This window comes from Erwinia sp. SLM-02 (genome assembly GCF_037450285.1).
In the GTDB taxonomy this organism is placed as follows: Bacteria; Pseudomonadota; Gammaproteobacteria; order Enterobacterales; family Enterobacteriaceae; genus Erwinia.
Window position 1 is genome coordinate 2,180,739 of record NZ_JAQISN010000001.1, and the last position, 13,349, is coordinate 2,194,087.

The 13,349-nt window shown below is 60.2% G+C and carries 9 protein-coding genes and 1 tRNA gene; 2 read left to right on the plus strand and 8 right to left on the minus strand.

The features are described 5' to 3' along the window. Nucleotides 1-5: 5 nt before the first annotated feature. Both PGH32_RS10195 and PGH32_RS10200 read right to left on the minus strand, forming a co-directional pair. Complete coding sequence (locus PGH32_RS10195; protein ID WP_337893944.1) at nucleotides 6-2,207, minus strand: TonB-dependent siderophore receptor; 2,202 nt, start codon at nucleotides 2,205-2,207, stop codon at nucleotides 6-8. A gap of 402 nt (nucleotides 2,208-2,609) precedes the next feature. Continuing rightward, the gene (locus PGH32_RS10200) at nucleotides 2,610-4,796 is read right to left on the minus strand and encodes a TonB-dependent siderophore receptor (protein WP_337893945.1); all 2,187 of its coding nucleotides are present in this window, start codon (nucleotides 4,794-4,796) and stop codon (nucleotides 2,610-2,612) included. 305 nt (nucleotides 4,797-5,101) lie between these two features. On the opposite strand from PGH32_RS10200, the gene fes reads away from it, so the two are divergent. Continuing rightward, on the plus strand, nucleotides 5,102-6,439 hold the full coding sequence (gene fes, locus PGH32_RS10205; protein WP_337893946.1) for an enterochelin esterase: 1,338 nt from the start codon (nucleotides 5,102-5,104) through the stop codon (nucleotides 6,437-6,439). Between the two features lie 38 nt (nucleotides 6,440-6,477). On the opposite strand, the gene PGH32_RS10210 is transcribed toward fes, so the two are convergent. The 5 genes from PGH32_RS10210 to PGH32_RS10230 form a co-directional block, all read right to left on the minus strand. Further along, a complete protein-coding gene (locus tag PGH32_RS10210) occupies nucleotides 6,478-7,302 on the minus strand; it encodes an ABC transporter ATP-binding protein (protein WP_337893947.1) in 825 nt (274 codons plus the stop codon). After that, nucleotides 7,299-8,336 carry an iron-enterobactin ABC transporter permease gene (fepG, locus tag PGH32_RS10215; RefSeq protein WP_314423597.1) on the minus strand — a complete coding sequence of 346 codons (1,038 nt, stop codon included), beginning with the start codon at nucleotides 8,334-8,336 and terminating at the stop codon, nucleotides 7,299-7,301. The genes PGH32_RS10210 and fepG overlap by 4 nt, the downstream gene beginning before the upstream one ends. Before the next feature lie 10 nt (nucleotides 8,337-8,346). Then, complete coding sequence (gene fepD / locus PGH32_RS10220) at nucleotides 8,347-9,381, minus strand: Fe(3+)-siderophore ABC transporter permease (protein ID WP_337893948.1); 1,035 nt, start codon at nucleotides 9,379-9,381, stop codon at nucleotides 8,347-8,349. A gap of 93 nt (nucleotides 9,382-9,474) precedes the next feature. Then, a complete protein-coding gene (gene fepB, locus PGH32_RS10225; protein WP_337893949.1) occupies nucleotides 9,475-10,620 on the minus strand; it encodes a Fe2+-enterobactin ABC transporter substrate-binding protein in 1,146 nt (381 codons plus the stop codon). Nucleotides 10,621-10,834: 214 nt separating this feature from the next. Continuing rightward, nucleotides 10,835-11,956 (minus strand): Gfo/Idh/MocA family protein, encoded by a 1,122-nt coding sequence (locus tag PGH32_RS10230; protein ID WP_337893950.1) that lies wholly within the window; start codon nucleotides 11,954-11,956, stop codon nucleotides 10,835-10,837. A gap of 305 nt (nucleotides 11,957-12,261) precedes the next feature. On the opposite strand from PGH32_RS10230, the gene PGH32_RS10235 reads away from it, so the two are divergent. Continuing rightward, nucleotides 12,262-12,337: transfer RNA gene (locus PGH32_RS10235), tRNA-Asn, on the plus strand. A 112-nt stretch (nucleotides 12,338-12,449) separates the two neighbouring features. On the opposite strand, the gene PGH32_RS10240 is transcribed toward PGH32_RS10235, so the two are convergent. Continuing rightward, the gene (locus PGH32_RS10240) at nucleotides 12,450-13,322 is read right to left on the minus strand and encodes an oxidoreductase (protein ID WP_337894286.1); all 873 of its coding nucleotides are present in this window, start codon (nucleotides 13,320-13,322) and stop codon (nucleotides 12,450-12,452) included. Nucleotides 13,323-13,349 lie beyond the last annotated feature (27 nt).

A 13,349-nucleotide genomic window follows, 5' to 3' on the forward strand; every position in this document is an offset into this window, starting at 1 on the left:
GTGGCTTACCAGCGGTAGTCAACCGAGGCGATAATCGTGCGGCCAACTCCGTAGAAGCAGGCATCTTCGCCGCTGCAGGAGGAGACGTATTTCTTATCGCTGAGGTTCTGCACGTTCAGCTGCAGGGTGGTGCCGCGCAGGGATGAGGTGGCCTGGCCGAGGTCATATTTCATCATCGCATCGTACAGGGTGTAGTGCGGAACATAGTATTCGCCGGTCGCATCACCCGGCGCGGTGCCGATGTAGCGCACGCCGGTACCAACCGTCAGGCCGTTCAGTACGCCCTGCTGGAAGCTGTAGCTGCCCCACGCAGACGCAGCGTGGCGCGGAATGGCCGCCGGGCTGTGGCCGATTTCAGCGGCGGTTGGCGAATCTTTGGTCTCCACATCGGTGTAGGAGTAAGCCGCGGTCAGCGCAATCTCCGGCGTTGGCTGCGCGTTAACCTCCGCTTCCACGCCCTGAGACTTCACTTTACCGATCTGATCGTAGAAGTAAGTGGTGCGGTTAAACGAGGCCACGTTCTTCTGGGTGATATCGAACCAGGAAAGCGTCAGCAGGGTGTTGCTGTCCGGGATCTGATACTTCACGCCGACTTCGGTCTGCTTGCCGGTGGTGGGCTTCATCGCCGGGCTGCCCGGTTCGCCCTGGTACAGGGTCGGTTCAAACGAGGTGCTGTAGCTGACATACGGTGAAATACCGTTGTCGAAGGCGTACAGCAGGCCCGCGCGTCCGGTGAACTGATTGTCGTTATAGCTGTTTTCAGAGCCGCCGGTGGTGTTATCGCGGGTATTGACCTGCGACCAGTCGTGGCGGCCGGAGAGCAGCAGATTCCAGTCGTTCCACTCCAGCTGATCCTGCACGTACACGCCCACCTGGTTCAGGGTTTTCTGGTCGCTGGAAACCAGCGACAGCTTGCTGGCATCAATGTCGGTATGGCTCGGGTTGGCCCAGTCGATTGGATAATCGCTGTTGCGATCGCGATACATCTTCGAATTGATGTGGCTGTAACGGTAGTCCAGCCCGCCCAGTACGGTATGCTGCACTGCGCCGGTCTCGAACACGCCTTTCAGCTGGTTATCCACGCCGAATTCGTTGGTCAGCTGCGACTCGTGCTGCGCCATGCGGGTCAGCGTGTGATCGTTCGCCGGGGCGACGACGTTGTACACCAGATACTTGTAGTCTTCATCGCGATGGGTGAAGCGCAGATTCTGGGTGAATGACACCGCATCGTTGAAGTTGTGGTCGAGGTTATAGCCGATGGACGCCTGTTCGCGGGTCGACTTATCGTAGCTTGATTCGCTGACGTTGAAGTCATAAGGCACGTAGCCCGCACTGGTGGCGTACAGGGTTCCCGCACGCGGCAGGAAGTTACGTGAACCGGCCTTAGGATCGTTCTGGTAGCTGGTTAACAGGGTAAAGCTGGTGTCTTCGTTCGGCAGCCAGGTCAGCGCCGGGGCAATCGCCACGCGCTCCTGTTTGTTGTCCTTAACGAATTCGTGTCTGGTGCTGCCGATGCCGTTCAGGCGATAGAACAGCGTGCTGTCATCGTTCAGCCTGCCGCCGAAGTCAAACGCCGCTTCCGCCAGATGACGGTTACCGCTGCTCAGCTTAACTTCGCGGATCTCCTGCGCGGTCGGGCGCTTGCTGGTCATCGCCACCACGCCGCCGGGGCTGACCTGACCGTACAGAACGCCTGCCGGACCGTGGACCATTTCCACGCGCTCCAGCAGCCACGGATCCAGCTGCCCGGCCCCGCCGTTCTGGCTGGAAAGACCAAAGTGCAGCCCGTCAAGCAGCTTGGGCGCGTAGCGGAAGCCACGGCTGATCACTTCATCATTACGGTTGGAGTTACCGCGATAGTCGGTAATCACACCGCTGGTGTAGGACAGCGCTTCGGCAACGGAGGCCGGTTCCTGCTGATCCATCCGATCGCGGGTCACCACCGAAATCGACTGCGGGGTTTTGCGCAGCGGAGTATCGGTTTTGGTCCCGGCGGCGCTCTCTTTCGCCACGATCCCCTTCAGCGGCGCGGTAATGCTTTCCCGGTTTTCGGCGGTGACCGTCAGGGTGTTTTCAGGGGTCGTTGCGCCTGCGGCGTGCGCCACCGGCACTACCAGCAGGCTGGAGGCCAGTAAAAGACGCACTGTGTGTTTGTCGGAACGTACTGCGAAACCTGGTCTTGCCTGTTTTTTAACGGTACTGAACATATCTCTTCATCCATTCAGGAACTGCTTGCCAAAAAAACACCAGTCCGGCCGGGAACTTATCGTTAAAAAAAACGTCCCGGCCGCTATCTCCGATCTCATCAGCCACGTGCGGCAGGGGATCGTGTTATGGCTTTTTCAGGGAAAATCCTTACTGCATATTGAGTTAACGATCGCCGCTGAAAAGCTGAGTCGCATATTATTGCAAATAGAAACAATTCTCAATGCCATTATCATTTGCAGTAATAGCGATCGGATGGCGCCATAAACGCGCCCAAAATGAGCAAAAAAAAGCCACCGCGAAGGGTGGCAAAGGGATGACTGAAATTTTTTTAACGCGGGCTTAGTCAGGAAGCCCAATCTGCCGCCGCCGGCAGGAAGCACTGCCGGAGCGGCTGCCCACCGTTACCAGCGGTAGTTCACCGAGGCCACCACGGTCCGGTCGGTACCGTAGAAGCAGGCTTCGGCGTTGCTGCACGAGGCAACATAGCGTTCGTCGGTCAGGTTCTGCACGTTCAGCTGTACGGTGGTGCCTTCCAGTGACGAGACGGCGTGGCCCAGCTCATACTTCACCATCGCATCGTACAGGGTGTAGTGCGGAACCTCATCGGTGCCGGTGGAGTCAGCCGGTGCATCACCCACATAGCGCACGCCCGCCCCCACCGTGAATCCGCTCAGCGGACCGTTCAGGAAGCTGTAGCTGCCCCAGGCCGATGCCGCATGGCGCGGAATGCTGGCCGGCGTGTGGCCCAGCTGCGTGGCTGTGTAGGTTTCTTTGGTCACCGCATCGGTGTAGGTATAGGCGGCGATCAGCTTCACTTCCGGGATCGGCTGCGCGTGAATTTCCGTTTCCACCCCCTGTGAATTCACCTTACCGATCTGCTCGTTATAGCCGGTGGTGCTGTTATAGGAGGTGATGTTCTTCTGATTGATGTCGAACCAGGAAACGGTCATCACCGTGTCGCTGCCGACCGGCTGGAACTTCAGCCCCACTTCCGTCTGTTCGCCGGTGGTCGGTTTAAACGGATCGGTGCCCGGCGCGCCGGTGCTCAGGTTCGGTTCAAACGAGGTGCTGTAGCTGATGTACGGCGACAGGCCGTTATCAAAGGCGTAGAGCAGCCCCGCGCGCCCGGTCAGCTTGCTGTCGTTCTGGGTGACGTCCGATCCGCTGATGCGGTTGATGGTGCGGGTCTGCGACCAGTCGTTGCGGCCCGACAGCACCAGGTTCCAGTGATCCCACTCCAGCTGATCCTGCAGGTACAGCCCGACCTGATGCAGCTGTTTGACGCTGCTGGTGGTCAGGGCGATATCTGCATTATTCACTTCAACGGAGGTCGGATTGGCCCAGTCAAGCTGGTACTTGTCGGAGGTGTGGCGCGACAGCGTGCTGGCCACGCGGCTCCAGCGGTAGTCCAGGCCGCCGAGCACGGTATGGCTGACCTCGCCGGTATCGAACACGCCCTTCAGGTGGTTATCCACGCCGAACTCGTTGGTCATCGCCGTTTCCTGCTGCGGGCGGCGGTTGATGGTGTGGTCGTTCACGCTGGCGCTGGTGGTGTAGACCATATATTTATAGTCTTCATCACGGTGGGTGTAGCGCAGGTTCTGCTGGAAGGAGAGCGCTTCATTGAAGTTATGATCCAGCTCGTAGCCAATCGAAGCCTGCTCGCGCTTGTTGCCGTAGTAGCTCTGATCGTTGATGTTGAAATCATACGGCAGGTAACCGACGCTGGTCTCTTTCAGGGTTCCCGCCATCGGCAGGAAGTTGCGCGATCCGGCCTTCGGGTCGTTCTGGTAGCTGGTCAGCAGGGTGAAGCTGGTATCCGCATTGGGCAGCCAGGCGATCGCCGGCGCAATCGCCCAGCGCTGCTGTTTGTTGTGCTTCACCGTTTCATTTTTGGTGCTGGCAAGGCCGTTAAGACGATAGAACAGCGTGTTGTCGTCATTCAGCCTGCCGCCGAAATCAAACGCCGCCTCGCCCAGGTGATGGTTACCGGTGCTGAGCTTCACTTCACGGATGCTTTCCGCCGTTGGGCGCTTGCTGGTCATTACCAGCAGGCCGCCGGGGCTGACCTGGCCATACAGTACGCCCGCCGGGCCGTGAACCATTTCCACCCGCTCTAACAGCCACGGGTCGATCTGCCCCGCTCCACCGCTGGAGCTGGACAGGCCGGAATGCAGGCCGTCCAGCAGCTTGGGCGCATAGCGGAAGCCACGGCTGATCACTTCGTCATTACGGTTTGAGTTACCGCGATAGTTAGTGACTACGCCGCTGGTGTAGCTCAGCGCATCCGCCACGGACTCAAATGCCTGGTCGTCCATCTGCTCGCGGGTCACCACCGAAATCGATTGCGGGGTTTTGCGCAAAGGCGTACCGGTTTTGGTCCCGGCGGCGCTCTCTTTCGCCACCACGCCGTTTAACGGCGCGGTGACGCTTTCCCGGTTTTCGGCGGTCACCGTCAGGGTGTCCTCTGCAGTGGCACTGCCCAACGGCAGCATCAGCAGGGAGGACGCGAATAAAAGACGGATGGACGTTTTTTCAGAGTGTATTGCCAGGCCTGGCCGTACCTGTTTTATAATCTTTTTGAACATGTTTAGTTCTCTTGTCTGGAACAAACTTTCAGGGGTCACCCCGTAAAGCCGCGGTTATGCGGAACTGATAAGCGCGACGAAAACAGAAAGCACCTTTGCCACTGCGAACGGCGGTACTTCTCTGCACCCCTTCCAGGAGAAAATCGTTATATCTACGGCACTTACCCTCCTCCCCTGGAAAGTTGGGCAGCATGTTATTGCAAATGCAAATTGTTCTCAATAATATTTGCATTAGCGTTATTTGATTTAAGCGTTCTGAATAAGTTGAAATCTAAGTAACATAATGTAACCAAAGGAAAACATCCGTGACGAAAAAATCATGGCCTCGCCCCTTACGACAGCCGTTCGGATGCGCAGCAGCATTGCTAGCAGCGGATAACGTCGGCACAGAGGCCTGGTGGCAGGAGCTGGCGCACATTGGCACGCCGCTGGTGGAAGAATTTTCCATCGATAAAGTGAAAATGAGCTATTTCTGGCGCGATCCGGCCGGCGATGAATCCCACTCCCCGGTGCGCCAGGTCTATGCCGATATCAACTGCGTCACCGACCACCACAGCCCGCAGCCGCAGAGCCTGCACCGCCTGGCGGGGACGGACGTCTGGCACTGGTCAACGGAGATCGACCCGCAGTGGCGCGGCAGCTACAGCCTGATCCCGGTGGGCGCGGCCCAGCTGCCTCCCGCTTTCAGTAGCGATGTGGAAACCCGGGCGCGGCAGCAGCGCGAGTGGTGGATGTCACTGTTCCCGTTCGCCCTCTCCGACCCGCTGAATCACAGCGCGCCGCACTATAACAGCCGCCATCACCCCCTTTCCGCCGCCCATATGCCGGGCGCACCGGATCAGTCCTCGTGGCACCTGCTGGACTCCGGCCATACGCCGCTGGCCGATGCCGGCCGCCTGCAGCAGTTCACATGGCAGAGCGATCGGCTGGGCAACGAGCGGCGCATCTGGCTTTACACCACCGGCCACACCGATACCCCGGAAACCCGACCGCTGGTGCTGATCCTGGACGGTCAGAACTGGGCGGAAGGCAGCCCGCTGTTCGCCGCGCTGGACAGCGAAACCGAAAGCGGCCATTTCCCGGCGGCGGCCTGGCTGTTTATTGACGTCATTAATATGGAATGGCGCGAGAAAGAGCTGCCGTGTAACCCGGCGTTCTGGCAGGCGGTAGAAGAGGAACTGCTGCCGCTGGCGCGCGCCCGCACGCCGTTCAGCGAGGAGGCGGATCGCACCGTGGTCACCGGGCAGAGCTATGGCGGGCTGGCGGCCACCTATGCCGGGCTGCATCGCCCGCACCGCTTTGGCCGCGTGCTCAGCCAGTCCGGCTCGTTCTGGTGGCCGAACATGCAGCTGATCCGCAATTTTGGCGAGCTGAAACAGCGCGAGATGGGCTGGCTGACCGCCCAGCTGATTCAGCGCGATCTTCCCGCCAGTCAACTGACCGTCTTTATGGAGGCAGGCAGTCGCGAAGGCGATATGGCCCCGCTCAGCGAGCAGATGCACGAGGCGCTGGTTGCCGCCGGGCATCGCACCTTCTTCCGCATCTTCTCCGGCGGCCATGATTCGCTGTGCTGGCGCGGCGGTCTGGTTGACGGCCTGCGCTGGCTGCTGGCGGATTTTGCTGACCCTCAGCACCCAGCCTGAACCGCCTGACCCCGGCATCGCGCCGGGGTCACATTTGTCTACCGCGCTAAGGCCTGCGCCTGATGATAGCGCCCGCAGGGAACAATCATCGGCGTGTGCGACACCGGATCGTCGATAATCACGCTCTCCATGCCAAAGACCTGCTGTACCAGCGCACTGCTGATAATGCCGGCGGGTTCGCCCTGGGCGATAATCTGCCCCGCCTTCATCACAATCAGATGGTCGGCGTAGCGGCAGGCCTGATTCAGATCGTGCAGCACCGCCACCAGGGTGTGGCCATGCTCCTGATTGAGCTGGCGGAACAGATCCAGCAGTTCGATCTGATGGGCAATATCCAGCCAGGTGGTCGGTTCATCCAGCAGCAGCAGCGGCGTCTGCTGCGCCAGCACCATCGCCACCCACACCCGCTGCCGCTGACCGCCGGAAAGCTCATCCACGCTGCGCTGCGCCAGCTCGCTGACGTTGGTCGCCTGCATCGCGGCATCCACCGCCCGGCGATCCGCCTCGCTCCACTGTTTCAGCAGCGTCTGATGCGGATAGCGCCCGCGCGCCACCAGATCGGCCACGCTGATCCCTTCCGGCACAATCGCATGCTGCGGCAGCAGACCCAGCTGCCTGGCCAGCGCCTTGGTGCCCATCTGGTGAATATCACTGCCGTCGAGCAGTATCTGCCCGCTGCGCGGCTTCAGCAGGCGGCACAGCGCCCGCAGCAGCGTTGATTTGCCACAGGCGTTGGGGCCGATGATCACCGTGAATTTACCATCCGGTATCTGCACGCTGAGTTCGCTGGCAATCACCTTCTGGTCGTAGGCCAGCGTCAGGTCGGCCGCCGCAAGGCGGGAAGAGAGAGGCATATCGGTCATGAGCGACGAGATTCCCTGATAAGTAACCAAATCAGATACAGGCCGCCGATGCTGACGGTCACGGCACCGACCGGCAGTTGTATCCCGTTAAAGGCGTGCTGGGCGAGCACATCCGCCAGCAGCAGCAGGACCGCGCCGGTTGTGGCGGCAGAAAACAGCGGCATGGCGCTGGCGGCCGTCATCCGGCGGGCAATCTGCGGCGCCGACAGCGCAATAAAGGCAATCGGTCCGGCGGTGGCGGTGGCCACGGCGGTGAGGATAATTCCGCCCAGCATCAGCCACAGCCGGCTCGACTCGGCATTGATCCCCAGCGCGCGGGCGCTGTCATCGCCCATTTCCATCAGCTGCTGACGGCGGCCCAGCAGCAGCGTGGCCATTATCGTCAGCGGCACCAGCACCAGCGCGGGCTGCCCCTTGCTCCAGGTCATGCCGTTCAGCGAACCGGCTCCCCACAGGGCGGCGCTCATTGCGCTTTCCAGCGAGGCGCTGATAATCAGCCAGCTGTTGAGCGCCGACAGCACCGCGCCAACGCCGATGCCGACGATAATCAGCCGGAAGCCGACAATGCCCTGCCGCCAGGCCAGCAGATAAACCAGCGCGGCGGCGGCGATGCCGCCCAGCAGCGCGCCCCCGGCCACCTGGTAATAGTTACCGTTAAACAGGATGATGGCGATCAGCGCGCCGGTGAAAGCGCCGGCATTGAAGCCCACCACGTCCGGGCTGCCGAGCGGATTACGGATGGCGGACTGAAAGATCGCGCCGCTGACGCCCAGCCCGGCGCCGAGCACCAGCGCCATCACCACGCGCGGCGCGCGCCACTGGTTCACCACGGTCTGAAACCCGGCCGGGCCTTCGCCCAGCAGCGCCTGCCACACCTGTCCGGGGGCGATACGCAGCGTGCCGTAGCCGAGCGCAAACAGCGCCAGCATCGTCGCCAGCAGCAGCAGAATCACATTGACCCACAGCACGCGGGCGCTGAGCCGCAGATTGATCCAGCCGCTGGCGCGGCCAATCAGTAGCGTTCGGGAGTGCATATCACTGTCCTTAATTCTTACGCTGGCGAACCAGCCAGATCAGCACCGGTGCGCCGATCAGCGCGGTGACGATCGAAACGCGCAGCTCGCCGTCCACCATCAGCCTGCCGGCGATGTCCGCCGTCAGCAGCAGGATCGGGGCCATTAAAAAAGAGTAAATCAGGATCCAGCGCTGGTCCGATCCCACCCACCAGCGGGCGACGTGCGGCACCATCAGTCCGACAAAGCCGATCGGCCCGACCAGCGCGGTAGCCGAACCGCAGAGCAGCATCACCGCCAGCAGCGCCAGCAGGCGAATGGCGACCACCCGCGTCCCCAGCGCCGCCGCCAGATCTTCCCCCATGCTGAGGTTGTTCAGCGAACGCGATGCCACCAGCGCCAGCGCGGCACCGGCCAAAATGGCGGGCGCGACCACCGCCAGATTGTGCAGATCGCGGATGTCCAGCGTGCCGGCCTGCCAGAAGCGCATCTGGTCGAAGGTTTGCGGATTAAGTAAGGAGAGCGAGGAGGTAAAGCCGCCGAGCACCGCGCTGAGCGCCACGCCCGCCAGCGTCAGGCGGATCGGATTCACCCGGCCGCCGCTGAGGGTGCCGATCAGCCAGACGGCAATGCTGGCCGCCAGCGCGCCGCACCAGGCAAAGCCGAGCCAGCCCGCCATGCTGTTGACCCCGAACAGGGTAATGCCAAGGGCCATCGCAAAACTGGCCCCCGAATTCACCCCGAGGATGCCGGGGTCAGCCAGCGGGTTGCGGGTCAGCGCCTGGATCACCGCCCCTGCGCCACCGAGCGCCAGGCCCACCAGCAGCCCGGCGAGGGTGCGCGGCAGCCGGGCGTTGAAGATTATCGTACTGTCCGGCCCCTGCAGATTGCCAAACAGGCTCTGCCACACCACCGACGGCGCAATTGACCTCGCCCCCATCATCAGGCTGGCAAGGGACACCAGCAGCAGCAGGGCCAGGCAGACTGCCACACCGCTCAGGCGGGAAGCATAGCGCGAATCCACCGTTTCCGGTGGGTTAGCGGGCTGAGAACGGTGGAGCGACATCCCTGACAATCCTCTCTAAATGGCGAAATAACTCTAAGAATGATGAATAATCCGTCACCGGACTGGCACGATCGCGAAACCCTCTCAGGGCGGTTACTGCGCCTTAAAATCCCGCTCAATGCTGTTCAGCATATTGCTGGCGCTGTAGTAATCCAGACGGAAGGTATCCGGCCCCATCGAATACACCCGCTTCGCGCTGACCGCATCCAGATGCGCCAGGAAAGGATTGGCCTCCACCTTCTGCACCGTTTCGTCATCCGACGAGAACAGGATCATCGTTTTGCCCGTCAGCCCCGCCGCCATATTCTCGCCGGTCAGTTGGATGATATCGTTGCGCTTGCCCATGCTGGTCCCGCCGTGCACGTCCGCCGGCGGCATCGCCAGGCTGAAGCCCAGCTCGGTCAGCAGCTTGCCCTGCGCTGACTCGCGCGTCCACAGATTCACGCCGCGCCCGTCTTCGTAGTAAACCAGCGCCGACACCGGCTGCGGCGGCAGGGTAATTTCCTGCTTTACCTTCTGCACGCGCTGCTCAAAACGGTCAATCACCGCTTTCGCTTCGTTCTCGTGCCCGGTGATGTCACCCAGCTGAAGCGCCAGCTGCTGCCAGCTTTTATTACCGTAATCAATCACCAGCGTCGGGGCGATGGTCGACAGCTGATCGTAAAGTTTGATCGCTGAATCACCGCCGGTTGCCGCGATGATAATCAGATCGGGGGCCTCGGCCGCAATCGCTTCGGCATTCGGCTCGGTCACGTACAGCGGTTTAACCTGGCGTTCCTTCGCGACCGCGCCCCACTGGGTAAAGAAGCCCTGCTCATCCGCCACGGTCGAGTTGCGCCCGGTGGCACCGGAACCGATCACCGGCGCGTCAATGGCCAGCAGCGTACCGGTGAGGGTCACGCTGGTGGAAACAATTCGCTGCGGTGCCTGTTGCAGGGTCACTGCGCCCTTCGGCGTTTGCAGGGTACGCGGCCAGCCCTGCGGTTCGCTGACCGCCGCGTTTTGCCGACCCGACCCGGACGTTTCGCCCGGCGCGGAAGTTTTCGGCTGGCCGCCGTGCGCGTCGTGCTGATGACCTGTGCCGTGCGGCTCACCGGCCGCCGCGCTCTGATGGGCAGCATCGTGCTGCGCCGCGGGCTTAGCTTCGTCGGAGGCCCGATCGCAGCCGCTGAGCATCACGCCAAACGCCAGCGCACCGGCAGCAAACATCAGGCGGGTAACGGAAGATTGAGGTTTCATGATTAGGATTGGGTTGCAAATGAGTATTATTATCATACACGTAATACCCCTGAAGTTAAACGCCTTCCCGGATCGCCGCGACAATCAGCAAGGGATAGTAACCGGTTAGCTGGCGGGGGCTGCGCCTGCGCGCTGGAATTATCGGACGGGAATAAAAAAAGGCTGCGTGGCGATGACGCCAGCAGCCTTTTTCACTCAGAGAAGCGCCTGAAAATCAGACTTTCATCCAGCGGCCTTCCGCAGCGGAAACGGCAATCGCTTCCAGCACTTTCGACACCTGCAGGCCTTCCGCGAAGTCCGGCCACATGCGGTCGTCGGCGGCGATGCCGTTGATCAGGTCGCGCACTTCAACGGTTTTCTGATCGTTAAAGCCGATACCGTGACCGGCGGAGATGCAGAATGCCGCATAGTCAGGGTGCGCAGGCCCGGTCAGGATGGTTTTGAAGCCCTGACGACCGGCCGGTTCGTCGTGGATATACAGCTCCAGCTCGGCCATGCGCTCCTGGGTGTAGCGGATGGTGCCTTTGGTGCCGGTCACCACGTAGGTCAGGCCCATTTTGCTGCCGCAGGCGATACGCGAGGTTTCAATCACGCCGTGCGCGCCGTTGGCAAAGCGCAGCAGCGCGCTGGCCTGGTCTTCGTTTTCCACATCGCGCAGCGTAGACGGATCTTTCGGGTCCGGGCGCTGTTTGATGACCGTCATCATATCGCCGCTGACTTCGCTGATGTTGCCCACCAGGAAGTGCGCCATATTGACGATATGCGCGGCGAGATCCCCCAGTGCGCCCAGCCCGGCCAGCGCTTTCTGGCAGTGCCAGTCCAGCGGGGTGTTCGGGTTCGCCAGATAGTCTTCGTTGTGGGTGCCGTAGAAATGCACCACGTCACCGATTTCGCCGCGGGCGATAATCTCTTTCGCCAGCTGGCTGGTCGGGTTTTTCATGTAGTTGAAGCCCACCAGGGTTTTTACCCCGGCTTTTTCTGCAGCGCGGACCATTTCTTCCGCATCCGCCACGTCCAGCGCCAGCGGCTTTTCGGAATAAACGTGCTTTCCGTGGCGAATCGCCTCCAGCGCCATTTCCTTATGCAGGAAGTTCGGCGCGCAGATATCCACCACGTCAATATTTTCGTCCGCCACCAGCTCACGCCAGTCCCCGGTCGATCGGTTAAAGCCCAGCGCGGCGGCCTGAGCGCGCGCTACGTCCGGGTTAACCTCGGCAACCATCTCACGAACCAGTTCGCCTTTCAGCTTAAATACCGTCGAAGCCTGAGAGTAAGCGATAGCGTGGCAGCGTCCGATGTAGCCGGTGCCAATCAGTCCGATTCTGACTTTTTGCATGACAAATCCTTGGGTGTAGGGGTGGCAAAATGGAACGAAATGAAAAACTAACTGGAATATATATTTCAAAAATACGCAACTCAATATGAAAATGAAATAAACGTGATCGTGCTTGCATAAAGAGATGTAACCGCCACTGCAACGCGGATCCAACCTGCAAAGCAGTACGCAAAAGATAAAAAAATGCGGGTTACAGCACAAAAAACGCATCAACTGCCGGTTTATTCAGCAGTTAAACCAGAAACAACAAATCAGCCTTTGACATCCCCTGCCCCGCTCGATACTATGCGCCCCGTTCAAACGATTCCTCTGTAGTTCAGTCGGTAGAACGGCGGACTGTTAATCCGTATGTCACTGGTTCGAGTCCAGTCAGAGGAGCCATATTTAGAGAAGCCCGCTTAAGGAAACTTAAGCGGGCTTTTTGTTTTGCGTTAAACGGTCAGGGGAACAGCTTGATGGCCCGCGCGAAATGCCCCTTATATGCGGCCGGCCATCATCGATTATCCATCGTGCTCCCGGCCTCTGCGACCGTACTTCCATCCGTTGAACAGGTTAATTTCCCCCATTCTTCTATCTCCTTCCCAAAAGCCGCGAGTTTTTGCCGCACTAAACTCAAAGCATCACTGCCTAACAATAAATGCACTGGTGGATTCTGGCTCTCCATGATGGCCAGCATGGCATGCGCGGCTTTAACGGGGTCGCCCAGCTGCTTACCGCTTTTTTCCTCCCGAGACTGACGGATGGGATCGAACAAAGCATCATAGTCCGGGATGCTACGCGCGCTGCGCACCATTGAGCGCCCGGCCCAGTCGGTGCGAAACGAGCCGGGTGCCACGGCGGTCACGAAGATGTTAAACGGGGCAAGCTCTTTGCCTAACGTTTCTGATATCCCTTCCAGCGCAAATTTGCTGCCGCAGTAATAGCTGATGCCTGGCAGGGTAATGAAACTGCCCATCGAGGTGATATTGATAATATGACCTCGACGGCGCTGACGCATGCCCGGCAGCACGGCTTTGATCATCGCCACGGCACCAAACACATTCACGTCAAACTGGCGGCGCATCTCTTCGAGCGAAGATTCTTCCATAATGCCTTCATGGCCGTAACCGGCATTGTTCACCAGCACATCAACCGGACCGGCGGTGGACTCAATCTCCGCAACGACCTCATCAATACGCTCAAAGTCCGTTACATCAAGGAGGCGTCCGAAAGCCCGCTGTGCATCGAGCGCCCCGAAAGCGTTTAATGCTTCGTGGGTACGCACGGTACCAATGACGCGATGGCCTGCGGCGAGGGCTTCCTGCGCCAGCGCGCGGCCAAAGCCGCTGCTGACCCCGGTGATTAAGATCGTTTTTGCCGATGTCATAAAAAGAACTCCCATAAACAGTGGAGA

What these genes read in the sequence shown, in the direction of transcription:
- PGH32_RS10200 (WP_337893945.1), bottom strand. Translation starts at nt 4,796, where the DNA reads ATGTTCAAAAAGATTATAAAACAGGTACGGCCAGGCCTGGCAATACAC.
- PGH32_RS10240 (WP_337894286.1), bottom strand. Translation starts at nt 13,322, where the DNA reads ATGACATCGGCAAAAACGATCTTAATCACCGGGGTCAGCAGCGGCTTT.
- fepB (WP_337893949.1), bottom strand. Translation starts at nt 10,620, where the DNA reads ATGAAACCTCAATCTTCCGTTACCCGCCTGATGTTTGCTGCCGGTGCG.
- PGH32_RS10210 (WP_337893947.1), bottom strand. Translation starts at nt 7,302, where the DNA reads ATGACCGATATGCCTCTCTCTTCCCGCCTTGCGGCGGCCGACCTGACG.
- fepD (WP_337893948.1), bottom strand. Translation starts at nt 9,381, where the DNA reads ATGTCGCTCCACCGTTCTCAGCCCGCTAACCCACCGGAAACGGTGGAT.
- PGH32_RS10230 (WP_337893950.1), bottom strand. Translation starts at nt 11,956, where the DNA reads ATGCAAAAAGTCAGAATCGGACTGATTGGCACCGGCTACATCGGACGC.
- PGH32_RS10195 (WP_337893944.1), bottom strand. Translation starts at nt 2,207, where the DNA reads ATGTTCAGTACCGTTAAAAAACAGGCAAGACCAGGTTTCGCAGTACGT.
- fepG (WP_314423597.1), bottom strand. Translation starts at nt 8,336, where the DNA reads ATGCACTCCCGAACGCTACTGATTGGCCGCGCCAGCGGCTGGATCAAT.